Genomic DNA, 16,744 nt, shown 5'->3' with positions numbered 1-16,744 from the left:
AAAGTTCATTGATAAAAGGAGTTCCATAGGCATTAACTTTTCTCACTTTAACGAATAATCAACCTTTCACCGCACATAACAGTCGGCCGTCAAAAGCCATGAATGAGGAGTATTCTTTGGTTTGATCCATTATAAATTGTACAAACGGTTGGGCGTCCGGTCTATCAGCATTATCGGCACAGATAACGGCTCCTTTTACCAGCCTTTCCTGCAACATCTCAAATACTGGCAGGTACAGACTCTTGGCTCCATCCAGAAACAGAAAATCTATCTCCTGATCATATTCTGACAGTGTTTTAAGGGCATCTCCTTCCAGAATTTCAACATATTCAGTAAGGCCAACACTATCAATGTTTTGCTGTGCTCCTTTAACCTTATTGGGCTCCATCTCTGTGGTAGTAACAAAACCTCCATTATCTTTAGCCGCTGCCGCAAGATATATAGTTGAAATACCATAAGAACAACCGTATTCTACAATGTTTTGCGCTTGTGAAGCCTTAGCCAGAAAATTAATAAACTTACCCTCTTCACTGCTCACCGACATATAGGCCGTTTTCTTTGATGTTATATTCTCTGCCATCCTATGTTTGAAGTCAGCATCCGACTTGTTATGAAGGTCAGTAAGCACCTCTTTGATATTATCACTTTCTAATGTTATCATATCTAAAATTTTAATCTTCGGTTATGGCCCAGGCCAGGCCATCAGGTCTTCCCCCAACATTGAGTCGACTTATTTCTTTCATCTTATTTAAATCTATAACTGATATGTAGCCATCTGGCGGACACGAAACAAACAACCTGTTATCCACCGGATCCATAAGCATGGCAGCCCCCTGCCCTATTTTCAAACGATCACTTTCCTTTCTGCTGCTGGCCTCGAAAAACACCAGGTCACCAGTTCTTACACTTACCACAGCCACTTTTTTCCCATCTGGTGTAAACTTAATTCTGTGTGCTCCTAATATGTTTGTTTTCACCTTTTCCTTCACCTTCTTAGCTATTGGATCTATAATGGTTATCAGACCATCTGCATCTACCGTCCATAGCTCCTGACCATCAGGCGAAACATCAAAACCCTCTGATCCTACTGTAGAAGGCACCAGCGTCTGCTCCCAGTCCCAATGAGACTTGGCATTAGGAGGCAGCTTACCCGTAGGCGGAATGGTAGGCTGTAGCAATACATTTTCATAAATACTTACTGTACCACTGAGAACGTTAGTTGTATAAAAGCTTTTAGCGTCTGGAGCCACATAAATCATGTGAGTTACATCCTGGCCCGTGCCCATGCTCCAGTCTAAGCTTTTGCTTTCAGGGTTATACCTTCCCACTGCTTTTGAGCCTTGTGCTGTGAACCACAACGTGCCATTTACATAAGCCATACCATGCGGCCCATATAGTGGTCTGGTATCTATCATAGGCAGAGCCCTCTGATGCTCAAGGTCTATTACGTCAATTTCATATAAGTCACTATTACCGGGATTAGAAACATAAGCCAGCTTACCATCTGGTGAAGTGATAATCTCATGCGGGTTTGGCCCTACAGGCACCTGAGAAATTATATTGAGGGTTGCAGGATCTACTATAGACAGCTTATGTTCTGTTTTTGAAACAGTAATTAAAGTTCTTGTTGGCGTCTGGCCATAACAAAGGCTCAAGGTGACAAAGAACAATACCAATGAAATACTACTTTTCATTTTAACTTTATTTTAGTCTGATACATTTCTAACAACGAGTTTTAAAGGAATGCGTTAGCATAAATTTTTAATTTTTCCAGCCTCCACCGAGCGCTCTGTACAATTCTACCACAGCCTGTAACTGCTGCATGCGATCATTTATGCCATTAAGCTGCGCAGTTAGCAAGTTGGTTTCTGCGGTAAGTACATCAGTATAGTTCACGTTAGAGGTAAACCTAAGTAACTCTTTAGTATGATCTACAGCCGTTTCTAAAGACTCCAATTGTTGTGTGCGGAAAACCAGCTTATCGCTAGCTGCCTGATAGCTATATAAGGAATTACTTACCTCTGCTGACGCAGTTAATAACGTATTTTTAAAGGTAAAGAATGCTTCCTCTTGGTTAGCCTTTGCCACGCGCAAGCGTTGCTTGTTAAGTCCATTGTTAAAAATAGGTTGTGCCAGCCCCCCTACCAGACTTCCGTAAAAGGTTCCATCAAAAAAGCCCGATACAGAATTAACGGTGGCCCATCCTCCCTGTGCGGTTAAAGATAATGAAGGGTAGAAATACGTTCTGGCTACATTAGTCAGTTCAAAAGCATTTCTAAGTCCATATTCAGCTTGAATTACATCAGGCCTGTTAGCCAACAGCTGAGCAGGCACTCCGGTGTATAAATTCGTTAGCGGTGTTTGATCATCTAGACTGGAGCGCGGTATGCTATCTGGAGATTCTCCTAGAAGTACGCTTAGGGTATTTTCAATTTCCTTGATACTGCGTTTTAGCTCTGGAAGTGTAACCTCTGCCGCATAATAATTGGCTTTGCTCTGTGCGAGGTCTGCACCGGTTAATGACCCGGATTCTTTAAGTGCTTCCACTGTTTCTATGTCGTTTTTACGAATGGCGATAGTACGCTCCGTAATTCTTAGCTGCTCATCATAAGCCAATAACGAATAGTAGTTATTGGCAATATCGGCTATGAGCTGAGTTTGAACCGTTCTTCGGTATGCTTCACTTTTTAAGAATGCCGCCAAATAGGCTCTTTTATTACTCCTTAGCTTACCCCACACATCTAATTCCCAGCTACTAGATCCTGTAAGGGCATACTGTTCTATTGTTGGAATAGTAGTGTTAGCGTTGCTATTAGAAAAACTTCTTAATTGAGCACTAGATGTTTTGGATCGTGTATAAGAAGCATTAGCCGAAAGTGAAGGGAAAAATGCAGCTTTGGTTTGTTTTAGGTTAGCAGAAGCAGCATTCATTCTGGCCACAGCCACTTTCATGTCTAAGTTATTGTCAATGCCCTTTTGAATTAGTTTTTGCAAGTTGGGATCAGTAAAAAGTTCATTCCAAGGCATATCAGCAATGGTGGTTGTGTCAGTACTTTCTTTCCCTCTATACATTTCCGCAAGAGCGGGATCGGGCCGCTCATACTTTTTAGTAATCTGACACGATCCACACATCACTGCTAAAACAACTATTAGTATATATTTATTCTTGATCATTTTGTCTCTGATTTGAATTATGCTACAGAAATATCTTCCTCAACCTCTTTTTTGCCGGAAAACCGTTCCTGCAATGATTGGAATATTACAAAGAGAGCAGGTATCACTAGCACTCCTATTAGTGTTCCTACAAACATGCCTCCTACAGCACCCGCACCTATGGAATTGTTTCCTTTAGCTCCTACCCCTGAGGCTACCATAAGTGGAATCAACCCGAATATAAAGGCAAAAGAAGTCATCAAAATAGGTCTTAATCTTGCCACGGCACCGTCTACTGCAGCCTGTATTAAAGGCTCACCAGCTCTTCTGCGTTGTAAGGCAAATTCTACTATTAGAATAGCGTTTTTGGCCAATAGTCCTATAAGCATGATCAGTGAAATCTGAGTATAAATGTTATTGTCAATGCCAAATATTTTGTCAAACAAAAATGTGCCGCTAAGTCCAATAGGTAAAGAAAGTAATACTGCAAACGGCAAAATGTAACTTTCATACTGTGCACTGAGCAATAGGAAAACGAATAGAAAACAAAGCATAAAAATATAAATAGCCTGATCTCCCGTGGTGAGCTCTTCGCGAGTAATGCCTGAGAACTCATAGCCGTAACCTACCGGTAAAGTTTGTGCAGCTACTTCTTGTATCGCCTTAATGGCATCGCCTGAGCTATAGCCATCATTAGGTGACCCAGTTACTGACATGGAAGTAAAGAGGTTGAAGCGAGAAATACTCTCCGGGCCATATACGCGTTCTAGCTTAATGAATTCAGTAATAGGCGCCATTTCATCACTGCCTGTTTTTACAAAAATATTATTGAACGAGTCTTCGTTAGCTCGGTATTCACTATCTGCCTGAATCATAACCCGGTATTGCTTACCATATAAATTGAAATTAGAGGCGTATATACCACCATAATAACCTTGCATAGCAGAGAGTACATTTTCGGGTGTTATGCCCGCATCCATACATTTGGCCACATTTATAGAGAGTTGTAATTGTGGAAAGTTAGGGTTAAACGGAGTGCTGGCATACTGAATTTCTTCGCGCTGACTTAACGCGCTCAAAAAATCTTGACTTACCTTGTAAAAATCCTGAACGCTGTGTCCACCTTTGTCTTGAAGCTGAAACTCGAACCCTCCATTAGTACCAAAACCTTGAATGGTGGAGGCAGGGAAGAATACCACATCTGCTTCGGTAATCTGCGCAGTTTTAGCAAACAATTGTCCTATTACCTCATTGGCTGACATTTCTCTATCATCCCAATTTTTGAGCTCCATAATTACCATACTATAAGCACTACCACTACCAGCAGTAAAATTTTGTCCTACTATACGCATGGTATTATTTACAGCAGGAATAGTATGAGCTATGCTATCTATTTTTGTAGAAATTTCATCAGATCTTTCTAGTGATGAGGCTGGTGGTAAGCTAATGCTGCCGAATACCGTACCCATGTCCTCACTAGGCACAAATGATGAAGAAGTACTTTTTATAAGCCCATAAAATGCACCAATAAACAATACTACTACTCCTATAGATAGCCATTTGCGGATAGAAAGAAAGTGTATGGTTTTCTTGTATCGTTGTGTTAACGCATCAAATGAAGCATTGAATGAGCTATAGAATCTATTGAGCACATTTTTATGTTTGTGTTCTTCCTTATGAGGCTTTAAAAATAAAGCACATAGCGCTGGCGTAAGGGTAAGCGCATTGATGGCCGAAAGTATAATGGCTACGGCTAGCGTAATACCAAACTGCTTATAAAAAACTCCTGCTGAACCTGAAATAAATGTTACAGGAAGAAATACCGCAGCCATAATCAAGGTAATGGATATAATAGCTGATGTAATTTCGTTCATAGCATCGATAGAAGCCTTTTTCGAAGATTGGTACCCTTCATCAAGTTTGGCATGCACGGCTTCTACCACTACAATGGCATCATCCACCACAATACCAATGGCTAAGACTAAAGCGAAAAGCGTAAGGAGATTGATGGTAAAGCCAAAAAGGTTGAGGAAAAAGAATGTTCCTACAATAGCCACAGGTATGGCTATGGCGGGTATTAATGTAGATCTGAAATCTTGTAAGAATATGAAAACTACAATAAATACCAAAATAAATGCTTCTAACAGGGTGTGTATCACCTTTTCTATGGAAGCATCTAAAAATTTGTTAGCATCTACCAGGGTGATATAATCTATTCCTGCAGGGAAGTTTTGCGCAGCTTCTTCTAACACCGCTTTACTGTCATTAATTACATCTCTGGCGTTGGAGCCAGCAGTTTGAGCTATGGCTACACCTACAGCTGGCATACCGTTGGCAATATTATAGGTAGCATAACTTTGAGCCCCTAATTCTAAACGTGCTACATCTTTTAAATACAGGTTTTGTCCATTGCCAAGTGATTTTACTATAATCTTTTCAAACTGCTCTACTTCTTTTAAACGACCGGTATATTTGATTACATATTGAAAAGACTGGTCACCATTTTCTCCTAATTTACCCGGAGCAGCTTCCACATTTTGGCTACTAAGGGCATTGTTGATGTCAGAAGGTTCTAAACCATAAACAGCCATTTTATCTGGCTGAAGCCAAATTCTCATGGAATAATCTCTAGAGCCAAATACAGTTGCATCACCTACCCCATTAACACGTTTAAGTTGGGGCACAAGGTTAATTTTAGCATAGTTCTGCAAAAAGGTCTGATCATAAGCTGCAGTATCTTTACTGTGCAACGCAAAAATGAGGATGTTACTAGATTGTCTTTTAGTGACTGTAACTCCGGCTTGCGTTACCTCTGCTGGTAGCAGACTAGATGCTCTAGAAACTCTGTTTTGTACGTTTATGGCTGCCAAATCGGGGTCTGTCCCAACTTTAAAATACACTGTGATAGAGCCCGAGCCTTCATTAGTGGCAGATGAAGTCATGTAAGTCATATCTTCAACACCGTTGATTTGCTCTTCAAGTGGTATTATTACTGAATTTAAAACCACATCAGCATTGGCTCCGGTGTAGGAAGCAGAAACCTGCACTGTGGGTGGTGCTATATCGGGGTATTGAGAGATAGGTAGTGTTTCCAGCCCCAAAATACCCAGAATAACTAAGATCACGGAGATCACTGTAGACAATACAGGCCTCTCTATAAAACGTTTTATCATGTCTTAAACTTCTTTAAATTAAAAAATGAGCGTATAGCTTATGAAGCTGGAGTTATCTTAGCCCCATCACTCAGCTGGTTGGTACCTCCTACCACTATCTTGTCACCTTTTTTAAGGCCTTCGCTCACTACAAATGATTTACCATCTGGCGTGGACTGCACCGTAATAGAGGTGCTTTTTACTGTGTTATCTTTTTGTAATACATATACAAAGTGCTTATCCTGAAGATCGTAAGTGGCACTCTGTGGTATTACGATGGCATTATCCAATGCCCTAGGAATACGTATGGTTCCGCTACCACCAGAGCGAAGGATGCCCATTGGGTTAGGAAAAGTAGCCCTAAGATTGGTAGAGCCCGTGGCTGTAGTTATTAATCCGCTAGCAGTTAATACTTTACCCTTTTGGTCATACTCGGTACCATCAGCTAATAATAAAATGGCATCCGGAAATTTCTTTAACTTTTCTTGGATGGTACTTCCCTCGTATTCTCTTGAAATTTCTAACAGCTGCTTTTCGTTTAATGCAAAATAAACATACATGTTGCCTGAGCTAGAAATAGTAGTAAGGGGTTCGGTAGATGTGCTACTTACCAAACTACCTTTCTTGTGAGGTAGCATTCCTGTAACTCCGTTTACAGGGCTTTTGATGGTAGTGTAACCTAAGTTGGTTTGTGCATTGGCTAGTGTGGCTTTAGCCTGCATAAGCAGTGCCTTTTTTGACTGTAATGTATATTCGGAAGTCTTTAAATCAAATGAACTTATAATGTCCTTTTCAACCAATGGCTTTTGTTTTTCCACTGTAAGTTCAGCAGCCTTTACTTCAGCTTGTGCTGTTTCTACCCCTGCTCTGGCTGTGCGTAGGTCTTGTTCGTATTGAGGGTTAAATATTTTAAATAATAACTGTCCTTTTTTTACAGTAGCGCCTTCATCGATATATATTTCTTCTACATAGCCATCCACTTTGGGTCTAATTTCTACTACATCTTGCCCTTCTATGCTTGCTGGGTACTCTTGATAAAGTACTACTTCTGTAGGTTCTAGTGCTTTTACGTTAAAGGTTTTGGGAGGGGCATCTTGTTGCCTAGCTTCACCACCCCCGCAGGAGATCATTAAAGAGGCCAAACCCGTTAGTAACAAACCTGAAAAATAAACTCTAATACTATGCATCTTATTTATTATAAATGGTTAACAGAGACTCGCTCAACTGTATGTATATACGATAAATCAAACCATAAGAATGGTGGGGCAAAAGGCTAATAGACAAGGGCTTAATACTAGTCGACTAATACTGGTTAATGCTCGACCAACACAGAATTTATCTGTTTGTAGGTTAATTTTGGGTGTTCATCTGTCTCCGGCTGGTTTTGGTCGACTGGCAGCATATGTTAGTCCAGTGAGGCTAACAGCATTTCGTAAATAACGTATGGGTTTACTAAATTAACATCTCAAATAGAGAGTGAATGTCAGAAAAAGGAAAATCGGAGTTGGAGAATACGCTGAGTATGGCTTTTAAAAATCAGTACATTATAGTGCTGATACATATTTTATTGTGGGCGTTATTTGGTTTTGTGCTATTGGTATACACTCCCCTGACTTGGGGTATAGAATTGCCTAGTGAGTTTTGGATAAAGCATGTGTATCAGTACAGTGTTCTAATTATTTTGTTTTATGTCAATGCCCATGTTTTAACACCTAAAATTTTACTTAATAATAAAACAGGGTTATTTACGCTGGTAATTACTTCCCTTATTATTGCTGTAATGATTCTTACGGACTACATCAATGTCTATTTAGATTTACCTGAGTTGATGAAGAAAGTACTTGGGTCTAACAGAAAAAATAAAGACGAGCTTGATGTTTTTATGCTTTTCAGTTTGTTTGTTACACTGGGTATAAGTACTACTACCACAGTAGTGCAGCACTGGCAAAAAGGAAAGGAAATAAGGCAGCATTTACAGCAGCAACAAATAAGTTCAGAGTTATCTTTCCTAAAGGCTCAAATCCACCCTCATTTCTTTTTCAATACTTTAAATAATATTTACTCACTCACTTATATTGATATTGAAACTTCTCGTGAGGCGTTGCATAAACTATCATGGATGATGCGATACTTACTTTATGAAACGCAAAATGATATTACTACTTTAAAGAATGAGCTTCGTTTTATAAGTGGTTATATAGAGTTAATGAAGTTACGACTAAATAAGCACACTGTAGTGGAGTTTAATCATCCTCAAGACCTAAGTAACGAAACTATAGCGCCTATGCTTTTGATGTCATTTATAGAAAATGCATTTAAACATGGTGTAAGTGCGTCAAAAGGAGGAAAAATAGAGATAAGCCTAGAAGCTAACCATAATCAACTGCGCTTAGAAGTGAAAAATCCTATTTTTGAGATAGACAGTAATGCCATAAACGATAAAGGGATTGGGCTTGTTAATACCCAAAGGCGGCTTAATCTATTATATAAAGATAGACACGAGTTAAACTATGGTGTTAAAAATGGAAATCAATATATTGTTCAGCTACAAATAAACTTGTTGTGAAATTAAATTGTATAGCGGTAGATGATGAGCCCCTGGCTTTGGACTTACTATGTAGGTTCATAGAGAAAACTCCTTTTTTGCATTTGTTGGGAAGTTATTCTAGTTCTATTGAGGCATTGCCCACCTTGCAAAACGAACATATTGATGTAGTTTTTCTCGATATTCAGATGTCGGATTTAAATGGGATGGAGCTCGCTAACATGATTAACAAAAGAAGTGCAGACTCACCTAAAATCATTTTTACCACCGCTTATAACCACTTTGCTCTTGAAGGCTATAAGGTAAATGCTATTGATTATTTGCTTAAACCATATAATTACAATGAGTTTTTGCAGGCCACAGATAAAGCCCGTTATTATGCGTCATTAGAAAACAGAAGTCAGGTTCAGTCTAATGAAGAGAACCACCTTTTTCTTAAGGTGGAGCAAGAGTGGGTAAAAATAAAATATGAAGATATTGGCTACATTGAAGCGTTAAAGGATTATGCTAAGATATATACTATGGATAGCAATCGTCCTGTGCTTAGTCTCATTACCATGAAGGCATTAGAAGAAAAGCTACCGGGCTCTCAATTTATGAGAATACATCGCTCCTTCATCATTTCTTTAGATAAAATCACTTCAGTGACCAAAACATCAATTACCATAGATGATACTAAAATACCAATAGGCGAACAGTATAAGGCTGATTTTAAAAAGTTTATGGGCTGGGATTAAGAGCTTAGGATAAATACAGTGAATTGATAATTAGATAGCGCAATTGATTGTTTTTTATCTTATTTAATTGCTTTTCGCAACTATTTCCCTTTGTAAATTCCATCGAAACGCTGTTTTAGTTTATCGAGTCTTTTTTCTGCCTTTTTTCTATCTTTTTCTGTAAAAAGATGAAGCGTTTCTCCATTATCTAATTTTATAAAGGCTTTGTTGACTTGTCCTTTTACCTTGATAGCAGAGCCAATAAATCCACTTAATTTATGGCCTTCAGTGGCCGTATTAATATATACTTTCTGTATGTAATCGAATTTCACCCACTCCCCTTTCTTAAAGCCAAGTATCCAAAGCACTTGACGATATGACTTACTTTGCGGATCGATGATCAATTTATATCTGGCAGATAACATCACATAACCAAGCACAATGAGTAGTGGATAGCCTATCACCTGAAAATAGTTAATTTCCCCAATGTGCAAAAGATCCATTAATATTCCCTTGTAAGCGTATAATCCGAAAATCATTATCGCCACGACACCAACTATCATTAAAAAAACACCTGCAAACCTTAATGGAAATGGTAAAAAAGGTTCTTGTTTGATCTTGATCATAAAAAAAATAATTATTGTACCAGCAAAAATAAGCTAAAGCTAATTTCTGAAAGTGTTTGAAGGTATTTATTTGAGAGGATAGTAGACTACCCATTTACCAAAGTTATGTACGGCATAGCCGCTATTGGGTTGCGTAGAAAGGCCTTTGGGCCATTTGTTTTTAACCACAATGAAACACCCTTGAGTTATGAGTGCCTTGAAGCGAGATAAACCTTCAGCATGGTTCAGGTCAATAAAATTAGCTTTCCAATTGCTGTTGGCCTCAAATTGCACTTCCCTATTCAATTCATCATCTATAAAATATGCCGAAATAATCTCTTGCTTCATATTAAAGGCTAATGAAGGAAGCCGCTCATCCAAGGCTATAACCGGAGCATTATAAGGGTTATGGGCTTCAATAAACTGTGTTACGGGTAGAGTTGAGTTGGTAGTTAGCGGATTTAGCTGCATAAACATATTGCTAATTAAAATCAACGTTGTTATGGTCAGGCCAAGAGTAAGTAATACTGATTTTAATTTTTGTTTTATCTTCTTCTGTATTACGAGTATAATCAACAAAGCCAATGCAAGTAGTATAAACATAGTGGCACTGTAGTGCACTGTTGGTACAACTAAACCCAATGTGATGAGCGCTAATACAATTAATATGGCATATGTAAAGGCAATAATATTAAACTTGGTGATATGCTTAGATGAAAGATCATACAATGTTTTAGCTGCCAGAATGGCTATAGCAGGATATATTGGTAAAACATATAGAATGAGCTTGGATTGTGAGAGGGAGAAAAATAATAGAGGCAATAATATCCAATAACTTAAAACAGCTTCCTCTTTAGATAGTGAAAATCTATTAAGCAAAGCATTTTTTAACTTATTAAAAGTAATAATTATCCAAGGCAATGTTGTGGCAGGGATTAACAAAATGTAATACCAAAAAGGCTCATGCCTGCCGAACTTATTAGTTACATACCTTTTGAGTGTATGGTCTATTACAAAATAATCTAAGAATTTGGCATTTTCGAGGTATAACATCACAAACCAAGATGCCGAAATAGTCAGGAATACCAAATTAATAAACACATGATGATAACTCCACACGCGTTTTATACCAAATGGCCTGAACACATTGCAACAGATGAAAACCACGGCCGGAATGATTAGTACCACCGGCCCCTTTGTTAAGAAACCAAAGCCCATCAATATAGCTGCAAGATATAAACTATGGTAATGGCCGTTTTTTCGGTAGCTTATGTAAGACCAAACTGCGCCCAGTACAAATGTATTGAGGTAAGCATCTGTAGTTAGCCCCCTCGCAGATAGTATAACTACAGGAAAGGTGAAATAAATAAAAGAAGCCAATAAGGCAATTTGATAATTTCCGAATAGCTTTTTTGTTAAATTGTAGATTAGTACGAGCTGTATGAGTACTGCTACTTGTAAGAAAAATCTTGCAGCAAATGGAGTTGCGCCAAAGAGGTTGTAGCTAATTGCTGTAATTATATAAGTTAAAGGAGGCTTGTGGTAGTGCCCAATATTAAGAAGTGTGGGATGAGAATAATTACCAGAGCAGAACATCTCCCATGATATTTCTGCATATCTTGCTTCGCTAGTTTCTATTACACCCCAGCTGCCGAGCTTGCAAAAAAGTAATAATGCTGCTAGAAATAACAATATATATGGCAGCCATTTCGAATTAACTTTAATCATAAGAAGAGGACGTAGCCTTGTGCTTTAAGGATAAAAAAATATTTCTACTGTAAATAACCACGCCAAATGCTTGGCCCATAAAAATTGGTAAATCCATTCTGTAGACAGCGTAGGTGAGAATTAATAATGCTCCGACTAAACTTATTACCCAAAATGGCAAGGGTATTACAGACTCTTGTATTTTCTCTGAATATAGCCATTGATAAACGAATCGTAGCGTAAAGATAACTTGGCCGGCAGTGCCCCAAACAAGCATGTTATTGGGGATGGCGTTGTTATGTGCTATTGCATTCCAGCTATGATTAGTGTCTAGTGCCATCAATGCAAATGCCAGCAGAGGAAAAGAAGCTACTATCCATTTGATAGCTGTAGGTAATGCTGGCCATGCTCCTTTGTATTGCAAGTTTCTTATGTATATAAAATAAGATATAAATTGACCAAGTATAATAGCTAAGTCCTTTCTTAAAATACCATATAGAACCAGCATTATGGAGGCAATTAAACTCAGTATCCAAAAAATAGTTGGAGATAATGAGCGTCCCTCCTTTTCTGATTTAAACCACTGAATAATTAGCCTTGCGGAAAACAAGCCTTGAGCCATAAGCCCAATAGCCATAATCATGTAATAACTCATACAGCTTGGGCTAAAGTAGTTTCATTACTTTGGTGCGGTAAAATAATGGCAGGTTTTCGTTCTCCTACTTCATACCTGATAAATCTTTTGCGCATCCACACGAATGCGAGTGTGTCAAAAAAAGGTCCAATGGCTCTATTTAATAAATTATATTTGGGCGTGCCTGCATATCGTGCGTAATGATTGACTTCTTTTTGAAATACTGAGCCACCTTGTAATTGAACTAAAGCAGGTATGAACCTGTGCATACCGTTGAAAAAAGGTATTTCCTTTACATAGTTTGTGTGCATGATCTTCAAGGGACAGCAAGTATCCTCAATGCCATCATTGATCATAAACCTTCTGAATCGATTGGCCACTTTAGATGAAAGCTTCTTTATGATACTATCATGTCTGTTAGCCCTTATGCCATTTACCATAGCATGGCTATTTAGTTGTTCGAAATAGTCTATGAAATTTAAAGGTGAGGTTTGCAGGTCAGCATCTATATAGCCTGTGTATGTAGTTACTACAGTATCAAAACCGGCCTTGATAGCTGTGCTTAGTCCACAATTTTCTTTAAGTGATATGAAAGTGTAAAATGGGTTCTTATCACAAATATTTTTAATAATACTCAGGCTTTTATCAGTGCTGCCATCATTTACAAATAGTATTAGCGTAGCCACTGGCGTTGCGGCCAGGTATTTGTCCATTTCTTCTTTAAACTTATCAAGCGATTCTTCTTCGTTATAAACGGGTACTATAATGGTTAACTCTTTCTTCTTCATACTCATAAAGCTCTTGCTGAATGTATGCTGCTAAGCTATTTTATGAATCTGTAGAAAAATGGGACTATCTCTAACTGTTAACCTTATGTTCTGTTAAACCATACTTCTATCTTGTGCACTTTATTTTGTTGGGTATAGGCGATCTTGTACTGTAGTACCTTTATTATTTGATGTATGATGGATAGACCTAACCCTGTAGATTCACTCGATTGATTTATTTTAAAAAATCTTTCAAATAATTTTTCGGGGGTAACCTTTATGTCAAGACCGCTGTTTTCAACGATTAACTTGTTATTATCAACATAAATTTTAATAAAACCATTTGCAGTATTATGCTTGATGGCATTACTCAATAAATTGTTAATCATAATTTGGACTAAATCTCTATTGAAAAGTCCTTCAGAGGTCCCGAATTTATCTTCAATTGTGATAGATAGCCCTTTAGCTTCGGCAAACTCTTTAAAATCAGCTACCGTGGCGTATACAAGCTTTCCAATATTTAAGCTTTCTAGCTTGTCAAAATGATAATTTTCTATTTTAGTAAGTAACAAAAGAGCTTGGTTAGTTTTCGAAATTCTAGTTGTAGCCAATTCTATATGTTGTAAATCTTTTAATGTTTCTTCATCGTTTACATGAGATAATAGGTAGTCTATTTTTGACTTTATAATGGCCAATGGTGTTTGTATTTCGTGGCTGGCATTTTCTGTAAACTGCTTAAGGCTCATAAAATCATGATGAATGCGCTCACTCATATGGTGCAGCGTGTTGTTCAGTTCAGAGAATTCATTAATGTCACTTTCTATGTGCGGAATATTGGCGCGCTTACTAATATTGTAATTCTTAATAGCTGAAATGTTGCTGTAGAAAGGTTGCCAGAGAGTGCGCGACAAATAGTTATTAATGGCAAAGAGGCCTATTAGTAAGCAAATGAATAGAATAATCATGCTTTCTGTTACTCCTACTAAAATTCCATCAGTCGCTATTAATGATTCTCTTAAAACCACTTCATAATTTTTACCATAGAATGAGTGACTAAGTTTCATCTCTAGGTAAGGAATATATTCACCCTTTTCGTGCTCATAAATAAGTGTATCCTTAACTAGCGGTTCAGTTATGATTAGCTTAGAAGGTACTATTTCAAACTCTATAGGTTTGCTAAAGCTAAGCCATGAGGAATCTTTATCTGCATTTTCTATAAATTCTGCGAGCTCATAGTTTAAAACTTTCTGAACTTCTTTTTCTATGATATCATTAATGATGGAATAAAAAACACTTCCACAGCAGACTAATAATAACGCTGTGTAGAGTACATAATATAGGTTTGTTTTTGATAGTAATTTCAAATTTTAATTAGTTTATACCCTACACCATAGACAGACTGTATATAATCGTAGGTGCTGTGTGTATTAATCTTTTTTCTCAAGTTTTTAATTTGAGAATATATGAAATCATAAGAATCGGCAATATCCATATGATCACCCCACAAATGTTCGGCAATAGCGTTTTTAGACAATACACGTTTAGGGTTTTGTAGAAAAAATACTAAAATATCAAACTCTTTTTTTGTAAGTATTATATCTTTTTCCGCCACTTTCACGGTTTTTTCATCTGGGTTAACTACAATATCATTAAACACGATAAGTTGTTCTCCATTAAAGTTAAGTCTCCTCATTAAAGATTTAATCCTTGCATTTAATTCGTGGAGATGAAAAGGTTTTGTCAAATAATCATCTGCTCCAATATCCAAACCTGCTATTTTGTCTTCAATGGAATTTTTGGCGGATATGATGATTACACCTCCAATGTGGTGAGCTTTTTTGTAACTTTTGATTACATCTAAGCCATTTCCGTGAGGTAGCGTAATATCTACCAACAAGCAATCATATTCATATATGCTGGTTTTTTGTATAGCTTCATTGTAGTCTGTCGCTATTTCACATAAATAACCTTCGTCTTTGAGGTACTTAACAATGGTGTCTACCAACGAGGGCTCATCTTCTACAAGTAAAATTTTCATGACTTACCTAATTTAACTAATACAAGGGACGATATCAATTCTGTAAAAAATTAGGATTTGCATTTTTTTATAAATTTTATTGCTCATATTTTGGAATATTATTTATGATTGGCGATACTTGCATCGCTTTTAAGGAAAGCAATTGCAATGGTCCGTTCGTCTAGGGGTTAGGACGCCAGGTTTTCATCCTGGTAACAGGGGTTCGATTCCCCTACGGACTACAAGCAAAAAAGGCTGCATAAAAATATGCAGCCTTTTTTTGTATGGAAGCATGCATTATTATAAGGAACCATGTTCCTGTAGTATTCTCCACCAAAGAGTAGCCCCCACTGAAGCAAACACAAAGCTTTTAACAAATTATCTTTATAGATCAGTTCAACTATGCTGGAGGTAAGGAAATGTGGGCTATAATCCTAATGTCATGCATCCGTGCAGCATGGCGGGCACGGAGTACATCAATAATTAACATGCTCCTTTTTTTGAAACCGCACAAATTTATCTAATCTATCACTGGTATTGAGGTAATATGAGACATACCCAAAAACAACAGTTATAGCAACTAGAAAAATTTGTTGAAATAAGTTTAGATTCAATTCTTAAAAAATTAAGAAATAGATACCTACAAGAACTCCAAGAATCAATAGTACCGAAAATAGCATCTTTGCCCAGTGCTTTCCCTTATAGACCAGATACATTAATCCAAATAGTTAGCATCAAACGGATAAATTGAGGCTTAATCATATTATTATACAATTAAATTAAGTAAAAATGTTATTTTTATATGCGTTCTGTTTCTTGTTAAATTCTGATACCATCAAACAAAACATCAGCAGATAAATATCTGCTGATGTTTTATTGTCAGTAACCTAGTTGAGCATAGCTGAAATCTGTATTTAGTTTATTTTTTTACTTTGGCATAGTAAGTAGCCATATCTGTATTGCGAAGGTTGGTGAAGCCGGCTTGTCTTAGCATGGTTATCAGTTGCCCACGGTGATAAGTGGCGTGGTTGTTATGATGCATTACAGTCTGAGCAAATTCCATTTCCCATTCTTCTCCCCTCACCTTAAATGAAATGATTTTGGAACACTCGTCTTCCTCATAATTTTCTATGACATTTTTATAATGGTCCATGGTGTTTTTCCATATCGTGATTAAATCACTTTTAGAGCCATCGAATATAGCCGACAGAAAAACGAGTTCTGGTGTATTTTGCCAAAAGTCCACCCATACTTTTTTGCCACTTACTATGTGAATTGCAGTTTTTGCTATAGAATTAAAACTGCTTTCTATTTCTTTTTCCCACTGCTCATCGGTAATTTGATCTAACCAGTTGATTACGATTTCATCAGCCCAATTGCTGTAATTTGCTATTTCTAGCAGGTCTTGTTTTGTCATTGTCTTTACGTTTAATGTTCTGCGCAAAGGT

General features: G+C 37.5%; 14 protein-coding genes and 1 tRNA gene. 3 read left to right on the top strand and 12 right to left on the bottom strand.

Features of this window, described 5'->3' with window-relative positions; genetic code table 11:
* Positions 1-58 precede the first annotated feature (58 nt).
* The 5 genes from ACXACQ_RS16900 to ACXACQ_RS16880 form a co-directional block, all read right to left on the bottom strand.
* A complete protein-coding gene (locus tag ACXACQ_RS16900; RefSeq protein ID WP_474977144.1) occupies positions 59-661 on the bottom strand; it encodes an O-methyltransferase in 603 nt (200 codons plus the stop codon).
* Between the two features lie 10 nt (positions 662-671).
* Positions 672-1,694, bottom strand: a complete 1,023-nt coding sequence (locus ACXACQ_RS16895; protein ID WP_474977143.1) for a beta-propeller fold lactonase family protein — start codon at positions 1,692-1,694, stop codon at positions 672-674.
* Between the two features lie 67 nt (positions 1,695-1,761).
* Positions 1,762-3,174 carry an efflux transporter outer membrane subunit gene (locus ACXACQ_RS16890; RefSeq protein ID WP_474977142.1) on the bottom strand — a complete coding sequence of 471 codons (1,413 nt, stop codon included), beginning with the start codon at positions 3,172-3,174 and terminating at the stop codon, positions 1,762-1,764.
* 17 nt (positions 3,175-3,191) lie between these two features.
* On the bottom strand, positions 3,192-6,326 hold the full coding sequence (locus tag ACXACQ_RS16885; protein ID WP_474977141.1) for an efflux RND transporter permease subunit: 3,135 nt from the start codon (positions 6,324-6,326) through the stop codon (positions 3,192-3,194).
* A 38-nt stretch (positions 6,327-6,364) separates the two neighbouring features.
* Complete coding sequence (locus tag ACXACQ_RS16880; protein WP_474977140.1) at positions 6,365-7,492, bottom strand: efflux RND transporter periplasmic adaptor subunit; 1,128 nt, start codon at positions 7,490-7,492, stop codon at positions 6,365-6,367.
* 293 nt (positions 7,493-7,785) lie between these two features.
* Here ACXACQ_RS16880 and ACXACQ_RS16875 point away from each other — a divergent pair, with 293 nt between their 5' ends.
* Positions 7,786-8,871 (top strand): sensor histidine kinase, encoded by a 1,086-nt coding sequence (locus ACXACQ_RS16875; protein ID WP_474977139.1) that lies wholly within the window; start codon positions 7,786-7,788, stop codon positions 8,869-8,871.
* Positions 8,868-9,587, top strand: a complete 720-nt coding sequence (locus ACXACQ_RS16870; RefSeq protein ID WP_474977138.1) for a LytR/AlgR family response regulator transcription factor — start codon at positions 8,868-8,870, stop codon at positions 9,585-9,587. Before ACXACQ_RS16875 ends, ACXACQ_RS16870 begins: the two co-directional genes overlap by 4 nt.
* 80 nt (positions 9,588-9,667) lie before the next feature.
* On the opposite strand, the gene ACXACQ_RS16865 is transcribed toward ACXACQ_RS16870, so the two are convergent.
* The 6 genes from ACXACQ_RS16865 to ACXACQ_RS16840 all read right to left on the bottom strand — a co-directional run bounded on the left by ACXACQ_RS16865 (position 9,668) and on the right by ACXACQ_RS16840 (position 15,317).
* Positions 9,668-10,192, bottom strand: a complete 525-nt coding sequence (locus tag ACXACQ_RS16865) for a hypothetical protein (protein WP_474977137.1) — start codon at positions 10,190-10,192, stop codon at positions 9,668-9,670.
* A 66-nt stretch (positions 10,193-10,258) separates the two neighbouring features.
* On the bottom strand, positions 10,259-11,899 hold the full coding sequence (locus ACXACQ_RS16860; protein WP_474977136.1) for an ArnT family glycosyltransferase: 1,641 nt from the start codon (positions 11,897-11,899) through the stop codon (positions 10,259-10,261).
* On the bottom strand, positions 11,892-12,533 hold the full coding sequence (locus ACXACQ_RS16855; protein WP_474977135.1) for a lipid-A-disaccharide synthase N-terminal domain-containing protein: 642 nt from the start codon (positions 12,531-12,533) through the stop codon (positions 11,892-11,894). The genes ACXACQ_RS16860 and ACXACQ_RS16855 overlap by 8 nt, the downstream gene beginning before the upstream one ends.
* Positions 12,530-13,300: a glycosyltransferase gene (locus ACXACQ_RS16850; RefSeq protein WP_474977134.1), complete on the bottom strand. Its 771-nt coding sequence runs from the start codon at positions 13,298-13,300 to the stop codon at positions 12,530-12,532. The genes ACXACQ_RS16855 and ACXACQ_RS16850 overlap by 4 nt, the downstream gene beginning before the upstream one ends.
* 83 nt (positions 13,301-13,383) lie before the next feature.
* A complete protein-coding gene (porY, locus tag ACXACQ_RS16845; protein WP_474977133.1) occupies positions 13,384-14,643 on the bottom strand; it encodes a PorY family sensor histidine kinase in 1,260 nt (419 codons plus the stop codon).
* Entirely contained in the window at positions 14,640-15,317 is a 678-nt protein-coding gene (locus tag ACXACQ_RS16840; protein ID WP_474977132.1) for a response regulator transcription factor, read from the bottom strand. Before ACXACQ_RS16840 ends, porY begins: the two co-directional genes overlap by 4 nt.
* A gap of 149 nt (positions 15,318-15,466) precedes the next feature.
* On the opposite strand from ACXACQ_RS16840, the gene ACXACQ_RS16835 reads away from it, so the two are divergent.
* Positions 15,467-15,538: transfer RNA gene (locus ACXACQ_RS16835), tRNA-Glu, on the top strand.
* A gap of 677 nt (positions 15,539-16,215) precedes the next feature.
* Here ACXACQ_RS16835 and ACXACQ_RS16830 read toward each other — a convergent pair.
* Complete coding sequence (locus ACXACQ_RS16830) at positions 16,216-16,713, bottom strand: DinB family protein (protein ID WP_474977131.1); 498 nt, start codon at positions 16,711-16,713, stop codon at positions 16,216-16,218.
* Positions 16,714-16,744 lie beyond the last annotated feature (31 nt).

The sequence above is a fragment of the Fulvivirga sp. AWR4_260 genome (assembly GCF_056158185.1).
Note: the sequence above shows the minus strand (reverse complement) of the source record. Positions and strands in the feature narration are given on the sequence as shown.

What these genes read in the sequence shown, in the direction of transcription:
- ACXACQ_RS16900 (WP_474977144.1), bottom strand. Translation starts at nt 661, where the DNA reads ATGATAACATTAGAAAGTGATAATATCAAAGAGGTGCTTACTGACCTT.
- ACXACQ_RS16865 (WP_474977137.1), bottom strand. Translation starts at nt 10,192, where the DNA reads ATGATCAAGATCAAACAAGAACCTTTTTTACCATTTCCATTAAGGTTT.
- ACXACQ_RS16850 (WP_474977134.1), bottom strand. Translation starts at nt 13,300, where the DNA reads ATGAAGAAGAAAGAGTTAACCATTATAGTACCCGTTTATAACGAAGAA.
- ACXACQ_RS16855 (WP_474977135.1), bottom strand. Translation starts at nt 12,533, where the DNA reads ATGAGTTATTACATGATTATGGCTATTGGGCTTATGGCTCAAGGCTTG.
- ACXACQ_RS16895 (WP_474977143.1), bottom strand. Translation starts at nt 1,694, where the DNA reads ATGAAAAGTAGTATTTCATTGGTATTGTTCTTTGTCACCTTGAGCCTT.
- ACXACQ_RS16830 (WP_474977131.1), bottom strand. Translation starts at nt 16,713, where the DNA reads ATGACAAAACAAGACCTGCTAGAAATAGCAAATTACAGCAATTGGGCT.
- ACXACQ_RS16880 (WP_474977140.1), bottom strand. Translation starts at nt 7,492, where the DNA reads ATGCATAGTATTAGAGTTTATTTTTCAGGTTTGTTACTAACGGGTTTG.
- ACXACQ_RS16875 (WP_474977139.1), top strand. Translation starts at nt 7,786, where the DNA reads ATGTCAGAAAAAGGAAAATCGGAGTTGGAGAATACGCTGAGTATGGCT.
- ACXACQ_RS16885 (WP_474977141.1), bottom strand. Translation starts at nt 6,326, where the DNA reads ATGATAAAACGTTTTATAGAGAGGCCTGTATTGTCTACAGTGATCTCC.
- ACXACQ_RS16840 (WP_474977132.1), bottom strand. Translation starts at nt 15,317, where the DNA reads ATGAAAATTTTACTTGTAGAAGATGAGCCCTCGTTGGTAGACACCATT.
- ACXACQ_RS16860 (WP_474977136.1), bottom strand. Translation starts at nt 11,899, where the DNA reads ATGATTAAAGTTAATTCGAAATGGCTGCCATATATATTGTTATTTCTA.
- ACXACQ_RS16890 (WP_474977142.1), bottom strand. Translation starts at nt 3,174, where the DNA reads ATGATCAAGAATAAATATATACTAATAGTTGTTTTAGCAGTGATGTGT.